The organism is uncultured Mucilaginibacter sp. (assembly GCF_913773635.1).
Classification (GTDB): domain Bacteria; phylum Bacteroidota; class Bacteroidia; order Sphingobacteriales; family Sphingobacteriaceae; genus Mucilaginibacter.
In genome coordinates this window covers 219,470-246,360 of sequence record NZ_CAJYGQ010000008.1, presented here as the reverse complement: position 1 = coordinate 246,360, position 26,891 = coordinate 219,470, and the positions used below count along the sequence as shown (strand labels likewise).

General features: G+C 40.7%; 33 protein-coding genes. 24 read left to right on the top strand and 9 right to left on the bottom strand.

The features are described from left to right. Positions 1 to 6: 6 nt before the first annotated feature. The 17 genes from nrfD to QZ407_RS10715 all read left to right on the top strand — a co-directional run bounded on the left by nrfD (position 7) and on the right by QZ407_RS10715 (position 14,302). Positions 7 to 1,479, top strand: a complete 1,473-nt coding sequence (nrfD, locus tag QZ407_RS10795) for an NrfD/PsrC family molybdoenzyme membrane anchor subunit (RefSeq protein WP_157542870.1) — start codon at positions 7 to 9, stop codon at positions 1,477 to 1,479. Positions 1,480 to 1,481: 2 nt separating this feature from the next. Continuing rightward, entirely contained in the window at positions 1,482 to 2,021 is a 540-nt protein-coding gene (locus QZ407_RS10790) for a DUF3341 domain-containing protein (RefSeq protein WP_295770774.1), read from the top strand. After that, positions 2,011 to 2,589 (top strand): cytochrome c, encoded by a 579-nt coding sequence (locus QZ407_RS10785; RefSeq protein WP_317163645.1) that lies wholly within the window; start codon positions 2,011 to 2,013, stop codon positions 2,587 to 2,589. The genes QZ407_RS10790 and QZ407_RS10785 overlap by 11 nt, the downstream gene beginning before the upstream one ends. Positions 2,590 to 2,602: 13 nt before the next feature. Further along, on the top strand, positions 2,603 to 3,874 hold the full coding sequence (locus QZ407_RS10780) for a quinol:cytochrome C oxidoreductase (RefSeq protein WP_295770771.1): 1,272 nt from the start codon (positions 2,603 to 2,605) through the stop codon (positions 3,872 to 3,874). 50 nt (positions 3,875 to 3,924) lie between these two features. Beyond that, positions 3,925 to 5,136 (top strand): cytochrome c oxidase subunit II, encoded by a 1,212-nt coding sequence (locus QZ407_RS10775; RefSeq protein WP_295770769.1) that lies wholly within the window; start codon positions 3,925 to 3,927, stop codon positions 5,134 to 5,136. A 16-nt stretch (positions 5,137 to 5,152) separates the two neighbouring features. Beyond that, positions 5,153 to 7,033 carry a cbb3-type cytochrome c oxidase subunit I gene (locus tag QZ407_RS10770; protein WP_295770767.1) on the top strand — a complete coding sequence of 627 codons (1,881 nt, stop codon included), beginning with the start codon at positions 5,153 to 5,155 and terminating at the stop codon, positions 7,031 to 7,033. Positions 7,034 to 7,113: 80 nt separating this feature from the next. After that, on the top strand, positions 7,114 to 8,175 hold the full coding sequence (locus QZ407_RS10765; RefSeq protein ID WP_295770764.1) for a COX15/CtaA family protein: 1,062 nt from the start codon (positions 7,114 to 7,116) through the stop codon (positions 8,173 to 8,175). Continuing rightward, positions 8,172 to 9,047, top strand: a complete 876-nt coding sequence (gene cyoE, locus QZ407_RS10760; RefSeq protein ID WP_295770761.1) for a heme o synthase — start codon at positions 8,172 to 8,174, stop codon at positions 9,045 to 9,047. Before QZ407_RS10765 ends, cyoE begins: the two co-directional genes overlap by 4 nt. A 5-nt stretch (positions 9,048 to 9,052) precedes the next feature. Further along, complete coding sequence (locus tag QZ407_RS10755) at positions 9,053 to 9,637, top strand: cytochrome c oxidase subunit 3 (RefSeq protein WP_295770760.1); 585 nt, start codon at positions 9,053 to 9,055, stop codon at positions 9,635 to 9,637. Positions 9,638 to 9,662: 25 nt separating this feature from the next. Then, entirely contained in the window at positions 9,663 to 10,382 is a 720-nt protein-coding gene (locus QZ407_RS10750) for a cytochrome c oxidase subunit 3 (protein WP_295770757.1), read from the top strand. Between the two features lie 32 nt (positions 10,383 to 10,414). Further along, positions 10,415 to 10,765 (top strand): cytochrome C oxidase subunit IV family protein, encoded by a 351-nt coding sequence (locus tag QZ407_RS10745; RefSeq protein WP_295770755.1) that lies wholly within the window; start codon positions 10,415 to 10,417, stop codon positions 10,763 to 10,765. A 10-nt stretch (positions 10,766 to 10,775) separates the two neighbouring features. Next, positions 10,776 to 11,474 (top strand): SCO family protein, encoded by a 699-nt coding sequence (locus tag QZ407_RS10740; RefSeq protein ID WP_295770753.1) that lies wholly within the window; start codon positions 10,776 to 10,778, stop codon positions 11,472 to 11,474. A gap of 7 nt (positions 11,475 to 11,481) precedes the next feature. Beyond that, entirely contained in the window at positions 11,482 to 12,054 is a 573-nt protein-coding gene (locus QZ407_RS10735) for a DUF420 domain-containing protein (RefSeq protein WP_295770751.1), read from the top strand. A 23-nt stretch (positions 12,055 to 12,077) separates the two neighbouring features. Then, positions 12,078 to 12,353 (top strand): hypothetical protein, encoded by a 276-nt coding sequence (locus tag QZ407_RS10730; RefSeq protein WP_295770749.1) that lies wholly within the window; start codon positions 12,078 to 12,080, stop codon positions 12,351 to 12,353. Positions 12,354 to 12,403: 50 nt separating this feature from the next. Continuing rightward, complete coding sequence (locus QZ407_RS10725) at positions 12,404 to 12,802, top strand: DUF983 domain-containing protein (RefSeq protein ID WP_295770747.1); 399 nt, start codon at positions 12,404 to 12,406, stop codon at positions 12,800 to 12,802. Next, complete coding sequence (locus tag QZ407_RS10720) at positions 12,789 to 13,451, top strand: DUF2461 domain-containing protein (RefSeq protein WP_295770745.1); 663 nt, start codon at positions 12,789 to 12,791, stop codon at positions 13,449 to 13,451. Before QZ407_RS10725 ends, QZ407_RS10720 begins: the two co-directional genes overlap by 14 nt. A gap of 20 nt (positions 13,452 to 13,471) precedes the next feature. Then, positions 13,472 to 14,302, top strand: coding sequence for an OmpA family protein (locus QZ407_RS10715; protein ID WP_295770743.1), 831 nt, complete (start codon positions 13,472 to 13,474; stop codon positions 14,300 to 14,302). A 64-nt stretch (positions 14,303 to 14,366) separates the two neighbouring features. Here the strand turns inward: QZ407_RS10715 and QZ407_RS10710 are convergent, their stop codons facing one another. The 8 genes from QZ407_RS10710 to uvrB all read right to left on the bottom strand — a co-directional run bounded on the left by QZ407_RS10710 (position 14,367) and on the right by uvrB (position 21,285). Continuing rightward, positions 14,367 to 15,848, bottom strand: coding sequence for a tetratricopeptide repeat protein (locus QZ407_RS10710; RefSeq protein ID WP_295770740.1), 1,482 nt, complete (start codon positions 15,846 to 15,848; stop codon positions 14,367 to 14,369). A 61-nt stretch (positions 15,849 to 15,909) separates the two neighbouring features. Next, positions 15,910 to 16,653 (bottom strand): C4-type zinc ribbon domain-containing protein, encoded by a 744-nt coding sequence (locus tag QZ407_RS10705; RefSeq protein ID WP_295770737.1) that lies wholly within the window; start codon positions 16,651 to 16,653, stop codon positions 15,910 to 15,912. After that, positions 16,653 to 17,750, bottom strand: coding sequence for a Nif3-like dinuclear metal center hexameric protein (locus QZ407_RS10700; RefSeq protein ID WP_295770735.1), 1,098 nt, complete (start codon positions 17,748 to 17,750; stop codon positions 16,653 to 16,655). The genes QZ407_RS10705 and QZ407_RS10700 overlap by 1 nt, the downstream gene beginning before the upstream one ends. A gap of 17 nt (positions 17,751 to 17,767) precedes the next feature. Then, entirely contained in the window at positions 17,768 to 17,995 is a 228-nt protein-coding gene (locus QZ407_RS10695; RefSeq protein WP_295770733.1) for a DUF2905 domain-containing protein, read from the bottom strand. A gap of 4 nt (positions 17,996 to 17,999) precedes the next feature. After that, the gene (locus tag QZ407_RS10690; RefSeq protein ID WP_157542851.1) at positions 18,000 to 18,359 is read right to left on the bottom strand and encodes a TM2 domain-containing protein; all 360 of its coding nucleotides are present in this window, start codon (positions 18,357 to 18,359) and stop codon (positions 18,000 to 18,002) included. Next, positions 18,349 to 18,552: a DUF2752 domain-containing protein gene (locus QZ407_RS10685; protein ID WP_295770730.1), complete on the bottom strand. Its 204-nt coding sequence runs from the start codon at positions 18,550 to 18,552 to the stop codon at positions 18,349 to 18,351. The genes QZ407_RS10690 and QZ407_RS10685 overlap by 11 nt, the downstream gene beginning before the upstream one ends. Positions 18,553 to 18,649: 97 nt before the next feature. Continuing rightward, positions 18,650 to 19,060, bottom strand: coding sequence for a DUF4199 domain-containing protein (locus tag QZ407_RS10680; protein ID WP_157542849.1), 411 nt, complete (start codon positions 19,058 to 19,060; stop codon positions 18,650 to 18,652). Between the two features lie 203 nt (positions 19,061 to 19,263). Then, a complete protein-coding gene (uvrB, locus tag QZ407_RS10675) occupies positions 19,264 to 21,285 on the bottom strand; it encodes an excinuclease ABC subunit UvrB (RefSeq protein ID WP_295770727.1) in 2,022 nt (673 codons plus the stop codon). 184 nt (positions 21,286 to 21,469) lie between these two features. On the opposite strand from uvrB, the gene upp reads away from it, so the two are divergent. Beyond that, on the top strand, positions 21,470 to 22,114 hold the full coding sequence (gene upp, locus QZ407_RS10670) for a uracil phosphoribosyltransferase (protein WP_295770724.1): 645 nt from the start codon (positions 21,470 to 21,472) through the stop codon (positions 22,112 to 22,114). 5 nt (positions 22,115 to 22,119) lie between these two features. Here upp and QZ407_RS10665 read toward each other — a convergent pair whose 3' ends face one another. Continuing rightward, positions 22,120 to 22,380 (bottom strand): hypothetical protein, encoded by a 261-nt coding sequence (locus QZ407_RS10665; RefSeq protein WP_295770722.1) that lies wholly within the window; start codon positions 22,378 to 22,380, stop codon positions 22,120 to 22,122. A 115-nt stretch (positions 22,381 to 22,495) separates the two neighbouring features. On the opposite strand from QZ407_RS10665, the gene QZ407_RS10660 reads away from it, so the two are divergent. The 6 genes from QZ407_RS10660 (at position 22,496) to QZ407_RS10635 (ending at position 26,873) form a co-directional block, all read left to right on the top strand. Continuing rightward, positions 22,496 to 23,191: a YjjG family noncanonical pyrimidine nucleotidase gene (locus QZ407_RS10660; protein WP_295770720.1), complete on the top strand. Its 696-nt coding sequence runs from the start codon at positions 22,496 to 22,498 to the stop codon at positions 23,189 to 23,191. Between the two features lie 103 nt (positions 23,192 to 23,294). Then, complete coding sequence (locus QZ407_RS10655; protein WP_295770717.1) at positions 23,295 to 23,921, top strand: bacteriocin fulvocin C-related protein; 627 nt, start codon at positions 23,295 to 23,297, stop codon at positions 23,919 to 23,921. A gap of 9 nt (positions 23,922 to 23,930) precedes the next feature. Beyond that, positions 23,931 to 24,839: a hypothetical protein gene (locus tag QZ407_RS10650; protein WP_295770714.1), complete on the top strand. Its 909-nt coding sequence runs from the start codon at positions 23,931 to 23,933 to the stop codon at positions 24,837 to 24,839. Further along, positions 24,836 to 25,228, top strand: coding sequence for a DUF1573 domain-containing protein (locus tag QZ407_RS10645; protein WP_295770713.1), 393 nt, complete (start codon positions 24,836 to 24,838; stop codon positions 25,226 to 25,228). The genes QZ407_RS10650 and QZ407_RS10645 overlap by 4 nt, the downstream gene beginning before the upstream one ends. 3 nt (positions 25,229 to 25,231) lie before the next feature. Then, the gene (locus QZ407_RS10640; protein WP_295770710.1) at positions 25,232 to 25,765 is read left to right on the top strand and encodes a DinB family protein; all 534 of its coding nucleotides are present in this window, start codon (positions 25,232 to 25,234) and stop codon (positions 25,763 to 25,765) included. 253 nt (positions 25,766 to 26,018) lie between these two features. Further along, positions 26,019 to 26,873: a UDP-2,3-diacylglucosamine diphosphatase gene (locus tag QZ407_RS10635; RefSeq protein WP_295770708.1), complete on the top strand. Its 855-nt coding sequence runs from the start codon at positions 26,019 to 26,021 to the stop codon at positions 26,871 to 26,873. Positions 26,874 to 26,891 lie beyond the last annotated feature (18 nt).

The window sequence follows — 26,891 nt, the reverse complement described above, 5'->3', positions numbered from 1 at the left end:
TACACTATGGCATCTCACAGTGAATCAATAATCAGGGAACCGTTAATTACGGGCAAGAACATAACCTATGCCCAAATTACTAACGAGGTTTTAGCCCCTGTAGAAAATAAACCTAACATGGCTTGGTGGATAGGCTTTGTTCTCTCTGTAATAGGAGCGAGCATCTGGTTATTCTCTATCAGCTGGACTTTTTGGTACGGTATAGGAGAGTGGGGTTTGAATAAAACCGTAGGCTGGGCATGGGACATCACCGGTTTCGTGTGGTGGGTAGGTATCGGTCACGCAGGTACGCTTATATCTGCGGTACTATTAATCTTCCGTCAAAACTGGCGTAACTCAATTAACCGTTCTGCCGAGGCAATGACCATTTTTGCGGTAATCTGTGCGGCTACTTACATCTTCGGTCACATGGGTCGTGTATGGTTAGCGTATTGGACCTTACCACTTCCCAACCAATTTGGTTCGTTATGGGTAAACTGGAACTCAGCGTTGATGATGGACGTGTTTGCAATTTCAACATACTTCTCTGTATCATTAGTATTCTGGTACACTGGTTTGTTACCTGACATTGCATCAATCCGCGACCGTGCAACCGGTTTACGTCGCCGCATCTATTCAATCATGTCATTCGGTTGGACAGGCTCGGTTAAAACATGGCAACGTTTTGAAACCGTATCGTTAATTCTTGCAGGTATATCAACTCCACTGGTACTTTCGGTACACACCATTGTATCTTTTGACTTTGCAACCTCATTAGAACCAGGATGGCACACCACCATTTTCCCTCCGTACTTCGTTGCGGGTGCAATTTTCTCAGGTTTTGCCATGGTGCAAACGTTATTGTTAATTGCACGTAAGGTATTAGGCTTAGAGAACTACATCACCATGTTCCACATCGAATCAATGAACAAAATTATTTTGTTAACTGGTTCGGTAGTAGGTGTGGCTTATATCACTGAGTTCTTCATTGCATGGTACTCAGGTGTTGAATACGAGCAATACGCGTTCATCAACCGTTCAACCGGTCCGTACTGGTGGGCTTACTGGAGCATGATGACTTGTAACGTTATTACTCCACAGTTATTCTGGTTCAAAAAAATCCGTATCAATATTCCATTGTCTTGGATTCTTTCAATCATTGTAAACATTGGTATGTGGTTTGAGCGTTTCGTAATTATCGTAACCTCACTTCACCGCGACTTTTTACCATCAAGCTGGGTAATGTTCTATCCAACCTGGACAGACGTAGGTATCTTCGTTGGTTCAATAGGTTTCTTCTTTGTAATGTTCCTTTTATTCTTACGTGTACTTCCATCAGTAGCTATGGCCGAGGTGAAATTACTAGTGAAAACTTCAAGTGAGCAGGCTAAAAAGAAATTGATTGACGAAGGTCATCTTGACCCAACTCATGTTGACGACTACGTTAAAGCATTAGAAAAGTACGACAGTGTTGATTTAACTCAATACCATAAAGCATAATCATGAGCAGCACTAAATTTATATTAGGTTGTTTTGAGGATCCGGACCTAATGATGGACGGCATCACCAAACTACAAAAGAACAGCATCCCGATTTATGATGTTTATACGCCAATGCCTATTCACGGTATTGAAGCTAAATTGGGCGTTAAAGAATCACGTTTAGGTTACGCAGCATTTTGCTTTGGCTGCCTGGGTGCTACAGTTGTATTCAGTATTGTTTACTACACGCTTGTACACGACTGGCCAATGAACATAGGCGGTAAGCCACATTTTGCAATGCCAGATTTTGTTCCATTTACTTTTGAGTGGACTATCCTGTTCACTGCATTTGGTATGGTGGCAACATTCTTCGCAGCTACACACCTTTTCCCTGGCCGTGCTCCACGTGTAATGGATTTGCGCGCTACCGATGACCGGTTTGTAATTGCAGTAGATGCAAAAGGAAACATCCCGCATGATGATATAACCCGTTTGCTTGAAGAAGCGGGTGCAGTTGAAGTAAAGCACAATAAGAGAAAGTATGTTAGCTATGATGAATAAGATCAGAATATTCGGCGCAACCATGATCGCTTTTGCTGCTGTTGCGGTAACATCATCATGCCACGATAAAAGAAGCACCGGTTGGGAGTACGCTCCTAACATGTACGAGAAAATTGCGTACGATCCGGATCAAAAAAACCCGAATTTTAAAGACGGTAAAACAGCACAGGTTCCACCTGCTGGCACAACGCCAATCGGTTTTACTCGCTTTGACTACCCTAATACCCGTGCCGGTTATGATCAGGCCAGTTTAGAGGTTAAAAATATAATTGCCCAAACGCAGTCAAACTTTGCCGAAGGTAAATTATTGTATGAACATTATTGCTCGCCTTGCCACGGCGAACAGGGACAAGGTGACGGCGAAGTAACCAAACACGGTTATCCACCTCCGCCATCTTACTCAAAAGGTCAATCATCACGCGGTGGCGCTATGAAAGATCTTACAGATGGTAAAATATATCATACCATTACTTACGGTGTAAATGCTATGGGTTCATATGCATCACAGTTAGCTCCTGAAGAGCGCTGGAAAATAGTAATGTATGTTCACAAATTGCAAACCTTATAATTTAAAAAGCTGAATGGGCACTCATCATCCACATAGTTTTGACGAACGTTTTGAATTTGCCGGCAAAGCCAAAACATTTAGCCTGGTGGCTATTGTAATTGGTGTGCTGGGCATAGTGTACGGTTTTGCAATCGATACTCATGGCCATCATGCAGTACGTACATTCTCAAACCTGTTGCTTATGAGCTACTATTTTGTAGGCGTTTGCGTTGCAGGTGTATTTTTCCTGGCTTATCAGTATATGGCGCAAGCAGGCTGGTCTGTTGGTTTATTGCGTATACCGCAGGCTTTTGCCCGTGTGTTAGGCGTAGGTGTTGTACTATTACTTATTGTAGTAGGTGCAGGCTTGTTTTTAACCCATAAAGAAAGCCATGAAGGCCACGAAGTAATGGCTCCTTATCTTTACTCGCACTGGGCAACTGACGGCCTTACTACCGAAGGCAGCCCTATTTATGATGCTATCATAGCAGGTAAATCGGCCTTCCTTAATAAGCCGTTCTTTTACGGAAGCTTAGCGGTAATGTTATTATTATATACCTGGTTCGGTAAGTTGTTAGTTGATTATTCAAACAGCGAAGACAGCTTAGGCGGTATGCTTAACTACAACAAAAGCTTTAAGATGTCAGCCATCTTCCTTGTTATCTTTGGCTTCACATTCCCTATCTATTCGTTTGGTACCATCATGTCTTTAGAGGCTCACTGGTTCTCAACAATGTTTGGTTGGTATAATCTTGCCGCTGCGCACGTTACTGGTTTAGCTGCCATTGCATTAACGTTATCTATCCTTAAAGAGAACGGTTACTTCTCATGGGTTAATGAAAACCACATGCATGATTTGGGTAAGCTTATCTTTGGTTTCTCAATATTCTGGACCTATGTATGGTTTGCGCAATTCTTCCTTACCTGGTATGCTAACATGCCTGAGGAAAGTGTTTACTTTTACAAACGCTGGGAGCCTGAGTACAAATGGTGGTTTTGGTTAAACATTGTTTTAAACTTCTGTGCGCCATTATTCCTGTTGATGAAAAATGATAACAAACGCTCATTCACTCGTATGAAAATTGTAGCTATTGTAATCATCATTGGTCACTGGTTAGATTATTACCTGATGATTATGCCAGGTACTATGGAGCAGCACAGAGAGTTTGGTTTAACTGAAGTTACTACTTTTGTTGGGTTTGTTGGTCTTTTCTCTTTCGTGATGCTCAGCGCTTTAAGCAAATTTGAGTCATTGGTGCCTAAAAAACACCCGTTCCTGGAAGAGAGCCTTCACCACCACATTTAATATTTTGCTAACTTTGTAACACATTTTAGAATATCAAACCACTGATACAAATGGCATTTAAGCATCTGATAAATTATAAAAAGTTCTTATCGCTGTCGGCTATGCTCCTGTTACTGGGTACCAACCTGGTAATGGCGCAGGCAGCCAGCTCAAACTCTACTGCTACCGATACAGGTAACACATCGGCTCAAACAGCCGGTATGTGGACGTCAGTAGGTTACTATACCTTGTTGTTTGTGGTTATCTGTATAGCCGTGGCAATCATTGGCAAAATATTTAAAGTGTACGACCTTACCTTACAAATGCAAGGTAAAAAGGGAGTTAACTGGAATAACGTGATGGCAACCTGCTTTATCATATTCCTTGGTGCGGGCTTAATAGGAGTGTACTACTCTTTCAGCGTACAAGGAAGTATGATTATAGGTGATGCTGTATCGGTACACGGTAAAACCCTTGACTCAATGTTTTGGACCACATTCGGTATTACTTTCGTAGTGTTCCTTATCACTCAGATATTGCTGTTTGGTTTTGTGTTTAAATACAAAGGTTCTGACAAACGTAAAGCTTACTACTATCCTCACAACAATACCATCGAAAAAATATGGACTGTTGCTCCTGCTATCGTTTTAACAGTGTTGGTAGTATTCGGTTTCCTTACCTGGAGAAAGATAACTAATACAGTTGATGCTAAAGGCGAGCCTGCTTCGTTAAATATTGATGTTACCGGTCACCAATTTGCGTGGGAATTGCGTTACCCTGGTGCCGACGGTAAATTAGGTAAGAAAAACTACAAATTGGTAAACGGTACCAACAAGCTTGGTGTAAGCTATGATGATAAAAACAGCTTTGATGATTTACAGGCCGATACTTTGGTTATACCTGTAAATAAATCAGTTCGTTTAAACATACTTGCACAAGACGTTATACATAGTGTGTATATGCCTAATTTCCGTGTACAAATCAATGCCGTACCCGGATTGCCAACCTACTTTAAATTTACGCCAACTGCAACTACTGCGGAGATGCGCAATAAGTTAGATCAACCTGATTTTAACTATCACCTGTATTGCAACAAGATATGCGGTGGAAGCCATTACAACATGCAAAAGCTTGTACTTGTGGTTACCGAAGCCGAATATCAGCAATGGTTGTCACAACAAAAGCCTTATTTAACCGATCAGTTAAAGAAAGAGCTTAAGCTTGCTGAAAACCCGCTTTACAAGCAAACCGTATTACAAACCAGATTAGCGTCAATTAATTAATCAAGATATATCGATTATGTCAACATTATCAGTTCACGATCACGGCGTAGCACATCATGATCACGATCACGAACATCACCATAATGAATCTTTCTGGACGAAGTACATCTTCAGCCAGGACCACAAAATGATAGCACGCCAGTTTTTAATAACTGGTATTGTGATGGCGGTTATAGCCATGATTTTGTCTATCCTTTTCCGTATTCAGCTGGCGTATCCTGAAAAGTCATTTCCTTTAATGGAAACTTTATTAGGTCGTTTTGCACCGGGCGGTCGTTTAGATACTAACTTTTACCTTTCGCTGGTAACTATACACGGTACCATCATGGTATTTTTCGTGTTAACTGCAGGCTTGAGCGGTACATTCAGTAACTTGCTTATTCCTTATCAGTTAGGTGCCCGTGATATGGCATCTCCATTCATGAACATGCTTTCTTACTGGTTATTCTTTGTAGCCAGTGTGATTATGATGGCTTCATTCTTTGTTGAAAAGGGACCTGCTGGTCCGGGTTGGACTATTTATCCGCCACTTTCAGCTTTACCAAAAGCAATGCCCGGCTCAGGTATGGGTATGACCTTATGGTTAATAAGTATGACATTGTTTGTTGCCTCCCAGTTAATGGGTGGTATCAACTATGTAAGTACCATTTTAAACATGCGCACCAAAGGTATGGACTTGTGGAAAATGCCGTTGACTATCTGGGCATTCTTCCTTACTGCTATCTTAGGTATTCTTGCGTTCCCTGTGTTGGTTGCTGGTGTTGTTCTTTTAATATTTGACCGCAGCTTTGGTACAAGCTTTTACTTATCTGATATCGTTATCCAAGGTCAGGTTATGCCTATGGAAGGTGGTAGCCCAATCCTGTTCCAGCACTTATTCTGGTTCCTGGGTCACCCTGAGGTGTACATTGTAATTATGCCTGCTTTAGGTATATCTTCAGAAGTTATTGCTACTAATTCACGTAAACCAATCTTTGGTTACCATGCAATGGTTTACTCGTTAATTGGTATCACTGTATTATCGTTCATTGTATGGGGTCACCACATGTTTGTTACGGGTATGAATCCGTTCCTTGGCGGTGTGTTCATGATCACTACCTTGATTATTGCGGTACCATCGGCAGTAAAAACATTTAACTACCTGGCAACGCTTTGGAGAGGTAATATACAGTTCACTCCAGCAATGTTGTTTGCTATTGGTTTAGTGTCTTTCTTTATCTCTGGTGGTATTACCGGTATTTTCTTAGGTAACGCTGCGTTAGACATTAACTTGCATGATACTTATTTTGTTGTGGCTCACTTCCACCTGGTAATGGGTTCTGCAGCTATATTTGGTATGTTGGCGGGTGTTTACCACTGGTTTCCTAAAATGTTTGGCCGTATGATGGACGAAAAATTAGGATACCTGCACTTCTGGTTAACTTTCATCGGTGCTTACCTTGTGTTCTTCCCAATGCACTTTATGGGTCTTGACGGTGTTCCACGTCGTTACTACTCGTTCACTGAAATTGAGTCGTTGAAACAATGGGTATCGGTTAATACCTTTATTACCTGGGCAGCTATATTTGCCGCTTTAGCACAGGTTGCTTTCTTGTTCAACTTTTTCTATTCTATATTCTTTGGTAAAAAAGCCCCTCAGAATCCATGGAACTCTACTACCCTTGAGTGGACTACCCCGGTTGAACACATTCATGGTAACTGGCCTGGTGAAATACCAACTGTATACCGTTGGCCTTATGATTACAGCAAGCCTGGTCATGATGAAGATTTCATTCCTCAAACCGTGTCTTTCTCTCAAACATTGAGCTCGAACTTGCCGCACGATTTTGAAGACCATGCATCTCATGATAACCATGAATGGGTAAATACCCAAAAATCAAACGAGGAAGTAAAGTAATTCCTTACTGATCATATGATTTAGGGTATCTGTACCGGGAAGTATCCCTTAACAGATACCCTAATTTTTTAACAGCGTAAATGAGTAGAGCAACAAACAGAAAACGATTTAGAAGCGCCAGCCTTGTTACTATTGTTTTGCTTTTTGCCGTTATTTTAGCCGGAGGTATTGTACGCAGTTCTGGTTCGGGTATGGGTTGCCCTGATTGGCCTAAATGTTTTGGCCGCTATATTCCACCCACCCATGTAAGCGAATTGCCCGCCAACTACAAAGAAACCTATGTAGCCAAGCGGGAGGCAAAAAATCAGCGTTTTGCCAAAATGCTCGATAAGTTTGGCAACAAAGATTTAGCTCAGCGTATACGTGAAGATAAATCAATACTTGTACCTGAAGAATTTAATGCGGCACGTACCTGGACTGAGTATGTAAACAGGCTGGTAGGTGTTTTGTCAGGAATAGGCTTATTATTGGTTGCCGTATTTTCATTTAGTTACAGTAATGAAAACAAGTGGATTCCGGCACTTAGTGTGCTAAACATATTCTTGGTTGGTTATCAGGCTTGGTTAGGCTCTATAGTGGTTTCAACGAATTTAGTTGATTGGATTGTAACCGTACATATGCTTTTAGCACTGGTTATACTTGCTGTTACCATTTATGCCTATCACCTCGCCAAAGTACAAGGCAAGCCTATGTTGAACACAAAACCATTAACAAAAGTTATTGCAGCGCTGGCAATTATACTAAGCGTTATACAAATTACTTATGGAACGGAGGTGAGAGAGAAAGTAGATGAAGTAGCCGACCGTTTTCAGGATACAAACCGCGACCAGTGGGTGGCAAAGGTTGGCCAAACATTTAACATGCATCGTGATCTTGCTTTAGCTGTTGTAGTGCTTAACGTACTGCTTTATGCGCTGGTAAGACGCACTTTCAGCCGGCATTCGGTTCAGCAGCAAATGATGAGTCTTGTATTCCTGATTATAGTGTTGCAGATAGGAGCTGGTATTGCGCTTTCTTACTGGGGTCTACCTCCGGTAGCACAGGCATCGCACATACTGCTGGCCAGTTTAATTTTTGGAGCGCAATTTTATTTGATGTTGAATTTGAGCAGATCAGCTAATTATACGGAGGTGAGCAGATGATTTGGAAAGATTTGATTAAGCTGGTTAAGCTAAGACTTACTTTCCTGGTAGTGTTCTCGGCCTCTATATCTTACCTCATAGGAAGCCAGGTGCCATTTAAAGATAACCCCCTTGGCGTTATCAACTGGATTAACTGGGCCAAACTAATAATAGGTGGATTTTTAATTACTGGCGCTGCTAACGGCTTTAATGAGATCATCGAAAAAGATTTGGATCGCCTTATGTCTCGCACATCTGACCGCCCATTACCATCCGGACGTATGACCAACGGACAGGCGCTTGTGCTCAGTTTGCTTATGGGGATATTCGGTACCTATCTGCTGGGTAGCTTAAATTTACTTACCGGGTTTTTATCGGTTTTTGCAATTATATTATATGCATTTGCCTATACACCTTTAAAGCAAAAGTCGCCTATATCGGTATTTGTTGGCGCCATTCCAGGCGCATTGCCACCGCTTATTGGTTACGTTGCTGCTCACCCTAAAATTGATCAAATTGCACTTATAGTTTTTGGTATACAGTTTATATGGCAGTTTCCTCATTTTTGGGCAATTGCTTGGGTTTTAGATGATGACTACAAATTGGCGGGCTTCCGGTTATTACCTACCGGTCACCGCGACAGGTTTAGTGCTATAATAACTTTTGTGTTCACCTTGGTTCTGGTGCCAGTAAGTTTGCTACCTACGATATATGGTTATGGTGGCTATTTTGTAGGTGGCGTCTCTTTGATTTTTAGTATTATATTTTTATACCAGGCATTCAACCTCATGCGCAAGCTTGACATAAAAGCTGCAAAGCAGTTAATGTTTGGTTCTTTTTTATACCTGCCGGTTGTGCAGTTGATGTTTTTGTTTGATTTTATAGGGAAGTAGTAAAGATGATGGCTCAGTTTCAGCAAGACAAAGGAAAATTAGACTTAACCCCCAAGAGATTTAACATGTGGCTGTTTTTGTTCACATCGTTTATGTTTTTTGCGGCGTTAACCAGCGGATTTATTGTTTACATAGGTGGTAAAGGGCACGGTTTAAATATCAAGATGCCGGCTGCTTTTATGTACAGCACTGCTATTATAATTGTAAGCAGTATTACCGTGTTTTTGGCATCAACAGCAGCAAAAAGGAGCGATGTTGCCAAACAAAGAGCTTTTTTATGGCTCACATTATTTTTAGGCGTTGCTTTTTTTGGCATGCAAATATACGCCTGGTATGTATTATCGTTTGAAATGCATGCCTTTTTCTCAAATCCTAATGCTTCAATTTCGTTTGTGTATGTGTTTTCTTTGATGCACCTTATACACATTTTGGCAGGATTAGTGTTACTTATAATAAGCCTGGTGAGCACATACAGGAAAACGCCCCAGGTATTGAATTTATTCCGTATGGAGATGTCGTCTATATTTTGGCATTTTGTCGATATTATATGGATTTATCTCTATGTTTTTTTACTTTTGAACCAGAATTAATCAATCTACACAATAAGAAGTACAGATGAGTACAACAGCGGTTACACCCCCTATAGACGAAGTTAAATCAACGCCATGGTCTGGCGGTAAAGAACCGTTTTCGGTAGAATACGGTAAAATGATGATGTGGTTTTTCCTTTTATCGGATGCCTTTACATTTTCATCTTTATTAATTGCTTACGGCGCTCTGCGTTTCAGCTCAACCTCTTGGCCTGCGGCCGATCATATTTTCCAGTCGGTACCCTTAACCTCAATTGAGCATGGTGCACCATTGGTATTTGTTGGTATCATGACGTTCATACTCATCATGAGTTCGGTAACTATGGTATTGGGTGTTGAGGCCGGTCATCGTGGGGCTAAAAAAGAAGTAGCATGGTGGTTAGTAGCTACTGTAATTGGTGGCTTCATGTTTTTAGGTTGCCAGGCGTTGGAGTGGAGCCATTTGTTTGCCGAAGGCTTTGGCTGGGGTAAAATTCCTGAACACCTTGATCACTTTTTCCCGCATGGTGTTGAGCCTTCTGCTGTGTACACACAACAGTTTGCCAACCTCTTTTTTACTATTACAGGTTTCCACGGTTTCCACGTATTTAGCGGTGTGATTATCAATATTATTATCCTTATTAACGTTTTGGCCGGTACTTACGAGCGCCGCGGCAGCTACCTGATGGTAGAAAAAGTTGGCCTTTACTGGCACTTTGTTGATTTGGTTTGGGTATTTGTATTTACCTTCTTCTACTTAGTTTGATTTTTAACAACGCTATTTAAAATAACGATATCATGTCTGAAACAAAACATACAGAACTACATCACGATGAGCACGGCGAACATGCCGGCATGACGCGTGGTAAAATATGGCAGGTGTTTTTCATCCTGTTGGGCATTACTGTTATTGAGTTCTTTATTGCACTTTACATGGTGCCTAAAGAAATCATTGGCTTAAATGTAGCCAACCCTATCTACATCATTTTAACTTTAGCTAAGGCGTTTTACATTGTGGCGTTCTTTATGCACTTAAAGTTTGAAAAAGTAGGTTTAGTATATTCAATTTTGGTTCCAACCCTGTTCATCATCGGTTTAATACTGGTGCTTACCAATGAAAGCCATCACTGGGTGGACGTATTAAGGTAAGACTTACTAAATGAACAAATCTTCTTTTACTATAAAAAAGATACTAATCCTGGTGCTCATACTAGCAGTACCAGGATTTTTATATTATTTGCTTACCGCAAAAGGTAAAAACCGTTATAAGCCCCTTGCTATTTACGGACCTAAGGAGGTTGCCAAAACCGGGCACAAGTTTCACGGCAAATACATCCCCGATACCATTTATCATAAGCTGCCCAACTTTGAGTTTACCAATCAGGAAGGCAAGGCAGTGAAGCTAAATGATTTTGATTACAAGGTATTTGTAGTGAACTTATTTTATACGCAGTGTCCGGATGTTTGTAGTAAGGTGAATAAAAACATCGATAGGCTAGCGGGAGCGTTTCGAAAAAACCGTATGGTTAAGTTTGTAAGTATCACTGTCAATCCGGAGTTTGATAACACGGCACGCTTGCAATCATACGCGAAACCGTGGGGGTATGCCGCTGATAAGTGGATGTTTTTACGCGGTGATACTGCAACCACTTATAACTTTGCCCGTAATGGCTTACTTGTAAATGCCGTAAAAATGAACAACAACTTTGTCTTTGATAGCAAGCTTGTTTTAATAGATGCTGAGAAACGTATACGTGGCTATTATGATGGCACAAATCTTCAGGAGATAGTTAAGCTAAACGACGAGATTAAAGTGCAGATTGCCGAAGAGCTACGAAAAATTAAAGCCCCTAATTGATATGAACGTGAGTGATAAATTTATATTCCGGTTTGTTGCCGGTATATCAGTATTTGTCTTTTTAGTTGTTGTAATACTTAGCCTGAAGGTGTTGCCTGCTCCGGCAGTTTCGCCTGATTTACTATATTTTTTTCCGAAGCTGAATGCTTTTTTAAATGGTGCCTGTAGTATACTGCTCGTTATATCGCTTTACTTTATAAGGCACGGTAATGTAACGTGGCACAAGCGCACAAACATAGTTGCATTTTGCTTATCAGCGTTATTCCTGGTATCTTATATACTTTTCCACTGGTTGGGGCATGATACTAAATTTGGTGACTTGGATGGGGACGGAGTATTGTCTGATACGGAAGCAGCCGCCGTTGGTGGAATGCGCGTTGCCTACCTTATTATATTGCTTACACACATTGTACTGGCGGCTATTGTGTTGCCATTAATATTGCTAAGTTTTTACCGTGGCTTGCAAATGGATGTTCAACGTCACCGTAAATTGGTGCGCTGGGCTTTTCCGGTTTGGTTTTATGTTACGGTAAGTGGTGTAATTGTTTATTTGCTCATTCAACCTTATTACAACTTTTAATTTTAAATAGGTAATTTTGTAGTATGAAAAGTGTGAAGGTCTTTATTTGTGCGCTTAGTTTTTTATTGCTTGCCTTAAATGTGCAAAGTGTCAATGCTCAGTGTGCCATGTGTTCGGCCACGGCCGAAGCTGGTGTAAAAGATGGCAACACGGAGGCAAACGGGCTTAATAACGGTATTTTGTATCTGTTAGCAGCACCTTATATTGCGTTGGCTGTAGGCGGCTATGTGTGGTATAAAAAGTACCGTCGTAAAAACGTTGACCTTAATATGGGTAAAGAGAAATTTCATTTAAATTAAAACTATCCGGCCCTTTGCCGGATTTTTTATATAACACCAATACATCTGCTATGTCTCAAACCCCGATGGGCAGCGCTATGCTGCATTCAAAATGCCCAAGATGCCGTCGTGGTAAAATGTTTACCGGTGCAATGTATGCTATTGGCGGTAATAAAATGCATGAAAACTGCCCGCGTTGCGGTCTGCATTTTGAAATCGAGCCTGGCTATTTCTACGCTGCCATGTACGTAAGCTATGCTTTCAACGTGGCTGAAGCCGTTATACTGGCATTTATAACTTATTATGCTACCGGCAATATGGAATCGCCATGGTTGTATCTGGGTGTCATTTTAGGAGGATGTTTTATACTTGCGCCTTTTAATTATCGTTATTCAAGGGTTATACTACTATACTGGTTGTCGCCAAAAATACACTACCAGCCCTATTTAGATACAGATGATAAGCACTGATACGTTTAAGTTCCTGTCCGATCTTCAAAAGAATAACAGCCGCGAGTGGTTTCAGGCCAATAAAGAACGTTATGACGACGCGTACGCTAATGTACTTGATTTTGCTGGTGACCTTATTAAAGCTTTGAGCAAAGCTGATACAGGTGTAGATGCCAGCCTCGAGCCTAAGAAGTGCATGATGCGTATTTATCGTGATATAAGGTTTAGCAAAGATAAAACACCTTATAAAATGCATTTTGCTATTGGTAGGCTTACCAGGCATAAGTCGGTTGAAATTGGTTATTACCTGCAAATTGAGCCCGGTAACAAATCATTTATTGCCGGTGGTTACTGGATGCCGCAAGGAGAACACATAAAAGCTATAAGGCAGGAAATTGACTATAACGCTGCCGACCTGACTGCAATTATTGATGAGCCTGAATTTAAAAAGAACTTTGGTGAATTTCGTGACCAGGAAAAGCTTAAAACCTTGCCTAAAGGGTATGATGCAGATAACGAATATATTGACCTGCTCAAATTAAAAAGCTTTATTGCCTATCATGAATTTACCGATAGTGAAATGCAGAAAACCGGTATTACAGGCAAAATTACATCTTTGTGTGAACAGATACATCCCCTTAATGTATTTTTAAATAACGCTATTGATTAAAACTAACTGAAACCTTCATCATGAAAACACAGTACTACCTCATTGCATTAGCATTGGGTGCTTCATTACATTCTTGTAAAGTAATGTCGCCAAAAGCTTACAAGGCACTCATTGCCGAGCGCGATTCTCTTCAAAGCCGGTCGGCCAACCTTGAAGAAGAAATGGCTAAGCTACGCTCAGATACCGCCCACTTGCACCGTGAATTAAGCGAGTTGCAAATAACTTACAATGAGTTAAACGCAAAGCATGTTTTGCTAAATAAAAATTATAGCGCTAACTCTACAAAAATTAACCAGCTATCAGGCGATTTGCAAAAAAGAGAGGCCCGTTTACGCGAGGTAGAAGATATATTGCGCAAGCGCGATGAGGCAACTAATGCACTAAAAAATAAGTTACAACAGGCGCTGCTTGGCTTTCAACAAAGTGGTTTAACTGTTGATATACGAAACGGAAAAGTGTACGTATCACTAACCGATAAATTGTTGTTTCCTTCGGGCAGTATTGTGATTGATGAAAAGGGAAAGCAGGCACTTAAGCAATTGGCCGGTGTGCTCAACAAGGAAACTGATATTAACTTATCAATAGAAGGTCATACTGATAATCAGCGTGTGGTTAATTTGGGTCAGATTAAAGATAACTGGGATTTAAGCGTGCTAAGGGCAACATCTGTAAGCAGGTATTTAACCGAGATTGAGAAAATAGATGCTACCCGTATTACAGCTACCGGTAAGGGTGAGTTTCAGCCTATAGACAAAGCAAATACCCCTGAGGCAAGATCACGCAACCGCCGTATAGAAATTGTTTTGACGCCGCGCCTGGATGAGCTATACAATCTCATCAATACCAAATAAGAATTGAAGCACTGTTGCGTTTTCGCACATTAAAAAAATAAAATGCGGGCTAAAAGCCCGTATTTTATTTTTTTAACCTTTTTAAGCCTTCTTTAGCCTTATGTTCGATGCTGTTTTCCTGATCGTGATTTTTGAAATCTATAGCTAGCTTATAATACGATACTGCTTTAGCGCTATCTTTAAGCTGCTCATATATGTTTCCGGCTCTAAGGGCCGACATTGGACCAAAGTAAGTGTTGCTTGCTTTACCCGTAACTATAGCCTGCTGATAGTTTTCCAGGGCAGGCGTGTTTTTATCCGTAGCTTCATAAACCCGTGCAAGGCGGTAGTAGTACTCAGCTTTATCGTCTTTTGCTGTAAAGCTACCTGCATCTTTAATTTTTAAAATGTTAAGTGCTTTTTCATATAAACCACCATCAAACCATAGGCGTGCCTGTAGGAGAGTAGTGTTGTAGGGAGCGCCTGCAATTTCTTTTAATGCCCTTTTGTCTTTTTCATTATAGGTGTAACCTTTAGTTTTTACAAACTGAACAAAGGCATTGTAGCGCTTTTCGTTACCATCCAGCAAGGCTTCCCAGGCTAAATGCAGGTAAGCGTCTTTGATGTAATTTACGCCTTTATTGGTTTGTAAAAACTTGTTGAAATAATTTCCCGCCGATTTATCAGAAATATTCATGCGTGCCAGCCCTGCTAAGTAATCAAGATAGGGGTAAGGCTGGTATTCGCTTCCCTCAGGGGCTTTTTGAAGGAAATGTGCAGCTTCGGCACTGTGACCTGTGCGGAGCGCTATATAGCCTTGTATATAGCTTTTAAGGAGGCTGCTACTTTCCATACTATTGGTGTATTGCAGCATTTTATTATAAGCCTGCTCATCATTCACCACATCTGTTTGAAGGTAGGTTGTATAAAATACTGCTTCATCGTAATACATGGCATAAGCCGACTTGGGTAAGTGCTGTGTTGCATTTTGTAAAAGGCTTATGCCTGATGCTATACTGCCTTTAATGCCAAATATATTCAGTACACTTTTTAAGGCACCATCGGGTAGTGCACCCAATGCTACGTTTACCATACCCAATGGTATATCATCAGGCAAAAAGGCCGGAAATTTCTTTTGATTTTCGTTTAATTGTTTGTATGCCCTGTTAATGGCAAAGCCTGCGGCACTATTATCTCCAAAACGGGCATGAAGTAATGCCCAGTGCAAATTTACCTGTGCGAGTGCGAAATTGTAGTAAGGTGATGCCTTATCTTCGTCTTCAAGCTTATTAAGTCTTTTTGATTTATTTTCCTTGAGCCGGTCGTAGTCTGACTTGCTTTCGGTACTAAGCATCCAGAAGTAGTCGTAATAGTCATCCAGTAGTATGGCAAAGCTGTTTTGAGGGTGCATTGATTTTTCTGCATCAATAGCCTGCCGGGCTGCTTTGAGCTTAAATTGTAATATGCATTTATAGGCCTTGGTACAGTTAGCGTTAACATCAAAATTTGCAAAGCATTGCAACCCCAAAAAAAGTAGCGGAACAAGTAATCGGATTAGTTTGGTCATTACACAAAAAAAGGCGCCTGTTTCAGGCGCCTTATATCGTTTTTTTTAATTTAAAAGCTGATTATGCGTGCTCTTCTTCGAGCGCCATTTGTTCATCAACCAAAATACGTCCGCAATGTTCGCAAACGATGATTTTTTTACGCTGACGAATGTCGGCCTGGCGCTGAGGCGGTATTTGATTAAAACATCCTGAGCAAGAATCACGCTGAATGGTCACAACCGCTAAACCATTTTTAGCATTACCGCGTAAACGGGTGTAAGCAGTTAATAAGCGCTCTTCAATATTTTGCTTTGCTGATTCGGCCTGAGTGTTTAATTCATTCTCATCTTTTTCAGTTTCAGCAGTAATAGTACCTAATTCTTCTTTTTTAGCGTCTAAATCGGCACGACGACCTTCCAAATCAGCCAAAGCTTTTTCGTAGATCTGAGTTTTTGAAGTGATTTCAAAACCGTACTCCCTTATTTTTTTCTCGCTAACCTGAATATCAAGGCCTTGAATTTCAATCTCTTTTGAAATAGCATCATACTCACGGTTGTTTTTTACCTCGTTAAGCTGACCTTCATATTTTTTGATATTGGCTTGAGCATCGCGGATAAGATTTTTGCGGGTAACAATGTTATCCTCTAAATCATCAAGCTCACCTTTAATTTTCTGAATGCGGGTCTCCAAACCGGCAACATCATCTTCCAGGTCGGCAACTTCCATAGGCAGTTCACCTCTTACCTGGCGTATTCTGTCAATTTTGGTATGGATAGTTTGCAGGTCGTATAAAGCTTTCAGCTTTTGTTCTACGGTTTGTTCCATTAAATAAAATATTTTATGGGGTTTGTATTAATTTCTGTTAAACGGAGGGCAAAGTTACTAAATTTTTTCTGTATTATTTCATACAATAGATGCTGTGTAAATTGCTCACTTTCAAAATGTCCGATATCGGCAATTATAATTTTTCCCTCAGCATCAAAAAACTCATGATACTTATAATCGGCAGTGATGAATATATCTGCTCCGGCAGCAATTGCCTGTTTAAGTAAGAAGCCGCCCGAACCACCACAAACTGCTACCTTTTTAATTGGTTTACCCAATAATTCGGTATGACGTACCACTGCTGCATGCATTTTGGTTTTTAACAGGGTTAAAAAATCATTTTCGGCAAGCGGGATATCAAGTTCGCCTATCATGCCCGAGCCAACCTGCTGATGCTGGTTGGTTAAAGTATAAAGGTCATAGGCAACTTCCTCATAAGGATGATTAAGAAAAAGTGCCATTAATATTTTGCTTTCCAGCTGGGCAGGGTAAACAGTTTCAATACGAACTTCGGCTTCCTGGTGCTGCTCGCCAATATTACCTACGTAGGGGTTGCTGTCCTGGCCTGCTTTAAATGTTCCGGTGCCATTTGCGTTGAAACTGCATTCACTGTAGTTGCCTATGTTTCCGGCACCGGCAGCAAATAAGGCATTGCGTAGTGTTGCTGCATGGCTGCCCGGCACATAAGTAACAAGTTTTTTTAAAATGCCGTTTTTAGGCGATAATATGCGGAGGTTTTGAACGCCAAGCACTTCACCAATCCGGGCGTTTACACCGTTGATTACACTATCTAAATTGGTATGTATGGCGTATAAGGCTATATTGTGTTTTATAGCCTTTTCAACAACACGTTCAACATATGATTTGCTGTTGAATTTTTTTAAGCCCTTAAATACAATAGGATGATGTGATATTATTACGTCACATCCGGTGCGTATTGCCTCATCAACAACAGCTTCTGTGCAATCTAACGATATGAGGGCTTGGTTAATTTCCTTGCTTGCCTGGCCTACTATAAGGCCGGAGTTGTCATAATCTTCCTGATAAGATAGCGGTGCAAAACTTTCAAGATAAGATATTAATTCATGTAATTTCATAAACAGAAGCAAATGTACTACCAGCCAAGCCAGTTCCAAATACGCATCAATATAAATAAAAGCAGGTTTACCAATACCAACGTTGTAACAGGTATGTATAATTGAAAGCTATCACGTTTTATATTGATATCTCCCGGCAAGTGACCTATCCAACGAAATTTATCACCCAAAAAATACCACATGATACCGGCAAGCAATAAAAGACCGCCGGCAACCATGAGTAATTTTGCGCCGTTATTTGCCACCTGATTAGAAGCCTCTCATTTTTATAAGATGCATAGACTCATAAGCCATTTGCTTGTTATATTCGTTAGCAAGCTCTTTATGGTTTATTAAATCAACAATGGTACCTATAAAGCAAAAACCAGCAGTAAAGAAATAAATGATCCCCATAAATATCTGGCCTGTTATAAAGCGCTGTATACCTGCAATACCTACAAAGCCAAGCAGTGTAAATAATAAAATATCCTGCGGGCTACGGCGTTTGCTACCATAAAGTGCAAGAAATTGCTGTTGTTGTCTTTCTTCTAAGCCAACAGTAGCTTGCTGTAAAAAGGTAGCTTCTTCGGGTGTAAGACCTGAAAATGCGGCGAAATAATTAAAGTCCATGAGTTGAAGTTTTCTTAAAGTTAAACAAACGATTTAAGGTTAGACAACCAATGCGGTAAATTATTACAACTAAAGCCGGAATTCCCAGCCAATGGGCTTTAAAAGACTGGTGGATATTGCCATGAAGCAGCCATGATATGGAATGACCTATGCCGCAGCCGGGGCACCAGTTAACCCCGGCTATTTTAAACACACAAAGGGCAAAATGCCCTTTGTGTGTGGGATGGGAAACAGCTAAACATATAATGGCTGTTACCCAAAAAATAAGTTCAAAATGTATTTTAACTTGTTTAATCAACAGATCGGCCTGATTTATTCATTAATAACAGCGATGCTGCTAGGGCAGATAAAACACCTATAAGCAACGCGCCAAATAAGCGGCCCGAGAAATCGCGGAAGTTGTGCTCTGCTTCAACGTAGTTAACGTATATCACACCTATAAAACCGGCAATTACACCGCCAATAAGTAATATTTTTAAACTTTGCACCAAGCCTTCTAAAAAGCTTAATCTTCCGCCTAAATCCTGGTCGCGGTAGGCTTTAAGTCCTAAAAATACACCAATAATCGGAATACTTATTGAAATATATTCAATAGGCGATACTTGGTCATTAAAGGTTGTGTAACCCGCCCAGCGCATTATGAAGAGCCATAAGCCGCTTAATATTCCTATGATTAATCCTGATGCTAATGCGTTTTTCATGGTAATTATGGTTATAGTTGATGTATTCGTATCAAATTATACCCATAAAAGGATTATTGCAGCGTATTTGTTTGCGCTTGTTTAAACAGCAATGTGTATTTAAACCGGAATTGGATGCGTCTATACGTATTTAAAATAAATTCTGAGAGCTATTTTTGTAACACCTAATTTGTTACTTATTAATCCAATTCCGGTTTTGAAAGCTATTTCTCGCTAAGCATTTTTTCCAGTGCAAACATCTCGTCGCGTAGTTTTGCGGCAAGTAAAAAGTCCATGTCCTTAGCTGCGGCCATCATGTCTTTTTTAGTGTTATCAATGGCCTTTTTCAATTCAGGCTTGCTCATGTATTGTACAATAGGGTCGGCTGCTATCGAAACTTCCTCAGCCTCAACATAGGCACGCTGAACGCCGCCTTTAAAATCAACAACAGAGGTTTGCTCAATAATTGCTTCTTTTGATTTTCCAACCGTTTTAGGAACAATGCCATGTTCGGCGTTGTAAGCAACCTGTCTTTCCCTGCGGCGGGTAGTTTCATCAATGGTAACGCGCATACTTTCGGTAATAGTGTCGGCATACATGATTACCCGGCCGCGGTCGTTACGGGCGGCACGTCCAATTGTTTGTATAAGCGAGCGTTCTGAACGCAGGAAGCCCTCTTTGTCAGCATCTAATATGGCAACCAATGATACTTCGGGTAAATCCAAACCTTCGCGAAGCAAGTTGATGCCTATGAGTACGTCAAACTCTCCCAGACGTAAGCCGCGTAAAATTTCAACACGCTCAAGCGTTTTAACCTCTGAGTGTATATAACGGCATTTGATGCCAAGGCGGTCCATGTATTTAGCCAGCTCTTCGGCCATACGTTTGGTAAGTGTTGTAACCAAAACACGGTCGCCAATTTTAATGGTTTTATCTACTTCATCAAGCAGGTCGTCAACCTGGTTAATTATAGGGCGAATTTCAATGACAGGATCTAATAATCCGGTTGGCCGTATCACCTGTTCAACTACTACACCGCCTGATTTTTCCAACTCAAAATCGCCGGGTGTTGCACTCACGTAAATTGTTTGTGGTGCGAGGCGTTCAAACTCTTCAAAGTTAAGCGGTCGGTTATCCATAGCTGCGGGCAAGCGGAATCCGTATTCAACCAAAGATACCTTACGTGAACGGTCGCCGCCATACATAGCGCGAACCTGTGGTACGGTGACATGACTTTCGTCAATTACCATCAGGTAATCATCAGGGAAGTAATCTAACAAACAGAAAGGGCGCATACCGGGCTTGCGTCCGTCAAAAAAACGTGAGTAATTCTCAATGCCCGAGCAATAGCCCAATTCACGTATCATCTCCAAATCGTAGTTTACCCGCTCTTCAAGGCGCTTGGCTTCTAAAAAGCGTTTATCTTCAATAAATTGGTTTTTACGCAATTCAAGTTCCTCTTGTATTGCCCATATACTACTAGTAAACCGGTCTCGCGGAGCTACATATAAAGTGGCCGGAAACAGAACCATGTTCTGCATTTTTTCGAGCGTTTTGCCCGTTTGCGGATCAAAGCTGCTTAACTCTTCAATATCATCGCCGTAGAAAATTACACGGTAAGCATAATCAAGGTACGCGGGGTAAATGTCAACCGTATCGCCTTTAACTCTGAAAGTGCCGCGTTTAAATTCGGCGGTAGTACGGGCATATAATATTTCAACCAAACGGTGTAAAAATGCATTACGGCTTATGCGGGTGCCCACAGCAAATTTAAATATGGAATTGGTAAAGTCTTCGGGGTTACCCATGCCATATATACAGGAAATGGACGACACCACAATAACGTCACGCCGCCCCGACATTAATGCAGATGTGGTGCGTAAACGTAGCTTTTCAATTTCGTCGTTTATTTGTAAATCCTTCTCAATATATGTGTTTGAAGAAGGTATAAATGCTTCAGGTTGGTAGTAGTCGTAATACGATACAAAGTAGTTTACTGCATTTTCGGGAAAAAACTGTTTAAACTCGCCGTAAAGCTGAGCGGCCAGCGTTTTATTGTGGCTGAGTATAAGCGTTGGTTTTTGAGTTTGCTCAATAACGTTGGCTATGGTAAACGTTTTACCCGAACCAGTAACCCCCAAAAGAGTTTGGTAATTTTCACCAGTTTCAACACCTTCAACCAACTGTTTAATGGCATTGGGCTGATCGCCGGTGGGTACATAATGTGAATTTATTTTAAAATCCATAAGCTACTAACGTCCTGAAGGAAGAGTAAGTTTAATTTAATAATTGAAAGGTGCAATGCACAACATAAAGTGGTGCGTAAAAGTCAAATATACCAAACGTTTATTGGGCATAAATAGTTTATTTGTAAAGAAGACAACACTATTACACTCATTCAATAATTTGTATTAAACGCTTACCACTGCCATGCTGTTTATTCTCAATCACACCAACTCTATTTGCAACCAGTATCTTGCCGAACTGCGCGATAGCGAAGTGCAAACCGACCGTATGCGTTTCAGGCGTAACCAGGAGCGTATTGGGGAAGCGCTGGCTTATGAGATTAGCAAACAGCTGAATTATATTGGTGCCGAAGTACAAACACCACTGGGTATAGCGCAAATTAACGTTCCTTTAGAGCATCCTGTACTTGGTACAATTTTACGGGCAGGGCTGCCATTTCATCAAGGGTTTATGAATGTTTATGACCAGGCCGCGTCGGCTTTTGTTACGGCTCATCGTAAAACGCAAAAAAACGGCAGCTTTGTAATTGATATTGAACATATATCAACTCCTGATTTGGAAGGTAAAACGTTTATTTTGTGTGACACCATGCTGGCGACAGGGCAAAGTGTTGTACAGGTTTGTAAAGAGTTACTAGGCCAGTATAATATTGCAGCTTTGCATGTTGCAGCTGTAATTGCCAGTGCCGAGGGCGTAGAGCATGTACGTGCTCATTTGCCCATGGCAAATTTGTGGATAGGTGCTGTAGATGAGGAGATGACAACCAAATCGTACATAGTACCCGGCCTGGGAGATGCAGGCGACCTGGCTTTTGGCGAAAAAAATTGAGTTCCTTACACTTGCGCTGTGTTAACAGCTTTTTCTTTTATTGTAAGTTTATTCACCGTAAGCGTATCAACTTCCACGTTCTTAATCACCATACGTTTAATGGCTACCTTTCCTATGGCAAGGGCACCTATAGCTACTGCACCAACAGACAGGGCTCCAATTGCAAAAGCACCAAGCGCTGCGGCACCTATAGCTAATGCACCTGTTGCTTTTGCTCCTGTAGCTTCGGCAATATTTGCTTTAACAGCTTTTGTTAATAAATGCATATCAAATGGTTTGCAACTATAACATATTGAATAAATATTGGTTGAGCTAACATTGAACTTCTAATCGCTTATCAGCTTCATATATTTACGCGCTCAAGCATTGCACCTTATTGTTATGAAACGTTACTCGCATATTTTTTTTGACCTCGACCATACGCTCTGGGATTTTGACCGTAATGCCGATGAAACACTACAGGAGTTGTTTGTGCTGCATAAGCTTGAAGATTTAGGCATTAAATCAGTACAAGACTTTATAGCTACCTACACCCGTAACAACCATGCCTTATGGACAGATTATCATTTAGGTAAAATTGATAAAGAAACGTTACGCCAAACGCGTTTCAGGAAAACATTTACAGATATGGGCTTACACCCCGACGCTATACCCGACGCTTTTGAAGATGCGTATGTAGAGCTATGTCCTACAAAAACCAATTTGTTCCCTTACGCACACGAAACGCTTTCCTATCTTCAAGATAAATATACACTGCATATTATATCAAACGGTTTTGAAAGTGCCACCAGGCAAAAGGTGTGTGGAACCGGCCTGGAAACCTATTTTGAAAACGTTATTATAAGCGAATTGGTGGGCATAAATAAACCTCATAAAGGCATTTTTGAATATGCGCTACAGTTAAGCGGAGCCAATAAGGAAGAGTGTATAATGATAGGCGACAGCCTTGAGGCTGACGTGTATGGAGCGCTTAATTTTGGTATGGATGCTATTTACTTTAATCCGTTGGAAGTCAGTAAACCGGAGGATGTGCCTATGCAAATATTTAGCTTAAATGAATTGAGAAAAATATTATAATAATTGTATAAAATATCTTACATTTATTTTAACCAATAATAAACTCTTGGTCATGAAAACAAAGCTACTCACTATCACAATTTGCGCGTTTTTATGCGCCCTTATGTCTTGCAAAAAAGATCAATCTTCTTCGCAGCCAAATCAGGAATCAACAAATGCATCAGTTGTTGACAAAGGGTTAATTAACGAGGTAATTACTCTAAGTTCTTACACGGAACGTAAAGCTGCGTACACAGATATACTGAGCGGCACTGAACGTTATACTGTTTGGGCCGAACGTAGCCAGGTAATTCTTAATTCAGGTGTACTTAATAGCGCGCAAGCGGGTTTATTTAAACAGGCTGTTGCGAAGTTGAACGTTTTGTTGTTTACCTCAAAAACTGAACGTTACGGACAATCGGCATTTTTTGATGAATGGAAAATTAAGGCTGCCAAAGTGTTTACCCAGGCGCAGTTACGCTATCTTATAAGTGATGTAGCAAAATTTGACAAAGAAGTATTTGTTAGCTTAGGAAAATCAAACGCCAGTAATTTAAGCCTTAGCTATAAAACTGTTTTAGGAAGCGGATGCGGGTGTAGTGTGATAAGTGACTGGTGTGGCAGCCAGGGCGATTGTTTAAGGGTTGAAGGTTGTACAGCTAACGGCTACTGCGGCACTTTTTTAGTTTACGAATGTAACGGAAAGTGCGCTTTAGTAATGGCCGAAGAACAGCATGAAGATGAAGGGTAGTAAGTTGTTATGACATCATCAACCGGACTTAAAATTTCTACGCTGATTTTTTTTGTCATTGTTTTCGCATGTGTTGTTGCCGCCATTAATCAGTTTTTAATTGCAGGTGGATTATTACAAAGCAGAACTCTAGGTTTTGAGGCAACTTTTACGCTCTATTTTGCCGCCTCATTAGCTTTGCTTTGGCTAACGGGAAAAAAAATTGAGCCACAAATTACCCTTTGCCTTTTATTTGTACCAATTGCAGCGTTAACCATCAAGGGATTGCTCACCAGTTGGGGCGTGCTGTATCCGTATCATTTTCCGATGCAAACTTTAATCGTCTTGTCGGCCGAGGTAATTGCCTATGTAATTTCCGAATTTAACGTGGCGAAAAAGTTAACGGCGTTTGTTTTTTCAGTTACATTACTTTACGTCATCTGTTCCATTGCGATGAAAGATCTATACGTTGAGGCATATACTGGGCCAAACAGCGCTATGGAAGCGCCGCCTACGCAGGCGTTAACTCAACTTAAAGAACAGCTTATTGATACAGGTGGCCACCGCTTATCATGGAATAGCCGCAATTACTACCTCATTAATTTTGGTAATAGCACCAGCGCAGCAAGTCAGATAAAAACGCAGTTTTTAAAAAACTTTGCGCTCAAATTACCCGCCAATTTGAAAATTGTAAACGTTTATAATGCCAGGTTGGAAGGCTTTGACGAATTTAAATCACGGATAAAGCCAGGTTTGAACGAACCTATTATTTATGCCTATTTATTTGATGATAAATTAATTCAAAAAGTTGGCGTAAGTAAATTTCCAGGTGAGGTATTAGTTGGGCCGGGCTTTAAATTTATACGTTTGCAAAACGGATTTTACAGTTTCGATGCCAACACTTATGCTGATGAAACACTTGGCCTGATCAAGAAATGAAGCGTAACATCTTTCGGTTTTTAACTTTAACAGTAGTAGCGTTGTCCGGATGTAATGACAAGCCTGAGGAGCCGGTTATTAACTTCGATTCTTCTGTAATTGACCTTGGAAGGATAAACTTTTATGCAAAGCCGGTAACTGCAACTTTCAGTTTTACAAATGGTGGTCAAAAAGAGCTTAAATTGGTAAGTGTTGCCGCCGATTGTACCTGTACAATACCATCCTACACCGCAAAACCCATAACTTATCATGAGCAAGGTATAATGAAAGTAGTGTTTGATCCTAAAGCGGCTAATACAATTGGTGTCATGGAGCGTAGCGTTGTGGTAAGGACTAATACAAAGCCACAACTGCACACACTTATTGTAAAGATGGTTGTTTATAAGTAAGAAATGAACTTAGCAACCGAACATAAAGCGCTTATTGTCGCACTTGATGATTACCGGCAATTAATTGATACAATTCCGGATGAGCAATTTAATCAAACACCGCCCGGTGGGGGATGGTCTTTTGCGGAGGTTTACTCACATATTATGCAGGCTAGCCTAGGGTCAACCGTTGCTGCCGAAAAATGTTGCCGTAAAACTGGTGTGCATACTGGTAAGGGTTTAAACCTTAAGGGTATGCTGTTTTTTCTGTTAGGCCAATTCCCGCCGGGTAAGCGCAAAGCACCCGCCGTAGTTGAAAATCTTACAAAGAATATTACTAAAGAAGAGGCCCGTAATCTCATCATCAAAATGCGTAAAAGAATTGATGGTGTGTGGCCTTTATTACAGCATTCTTCCAACGAATTTAAAATAAGTCATCCCGGGCTTGGTATGCTTAATGCAAGTCAATGGTTTAAGTTTTCACGCATACATTTGCAGCACCACTTAAAGCAATTAAACCGCATAAGTAAAAAGTTTTCCACACAGGTAACTAATTGAGATTTAATGCAGTCTTAACGTTAAAATAATTTTTTAACCTGAATTTTGTACTGTTATTATGAATATCGAGTTTCCATACCTGATAGTTAGCGGTTTGTTATTGCTGGTTGGCATATTTTACCTTAGTCCGTATGAACTTAGTGTAAGAGAAGACGACGAAGACGAATAATTTACCCTATAAACCGCGCAGGCCCGACACTTTGTATCAAGTGCTTTAATAAGGCACGTAGTAACGCTTATGTTTAAAGTATGCATGGCAAAGCGCGACGTTGATATTGTAGTAATTTCAGATGTACACCTGGGGACTTATGGCTGCCATGCCAAAGAGCTGTTGCAATATCTTAAAAGCATACGTCCCAAGCAGGTTATTTTAAACGGTGATATTATTGACATATGGCAGTTCAGTAAATCATACTGGCCCGAAGCGCATATGAAGGTTGTGCGCCGTATTCTAAAATTTGTAACGGAAGGCATTCCGGTATATTACCTAACCGGTAACCATGACGAAATGCTGCGAAAGTTTACAGATTTTAATTTGGGTAAATTTCAGCTCCTCAATAAAATACTACTTCCTGTTGGCGATAAAAAGGCATGGATATTTCATGGTGATGTGTTTGATGTTACCATGCAGCATTCAAAGTGGCTTGCTAAGTTAGGTGCCATAGGTTATGATACGCTCATTATAATTAACAGCGTTGTAAACTGGTTTTTAACGGCGGCAGGCAGGCAAAAAATGAGCTTTTCACAAAAAATTAAAGGTAAGGTAAAAGAGGCTGTTAAATTTATTAATCACTTTGAACAAACGGCTGCAGACCTTGCCGTTGATAAAGGCTATGACTATGTTATATGTGGGCACATTCATCATGCTGAAATACGGCAAATTCAATCTGCAAACGGAGCAGGTTCGGTTCTTTACCTTAACTCGGGTGATTGGGTAGAAAGTCTTACTGCGTTGGAATATAACCGTAATGAATGGACTATATTTAAATATAGTGCCGCCAATTTTTCATCAGAACCCGACGAGGAAGATAGCAGCGATAACGATGAGCTACACTCAAGCCTGGATGTGAAAGTACTGCTCGAAAAGTTTAAGCTTGAACAGCATTAGATTAGTTTATGAACGTAA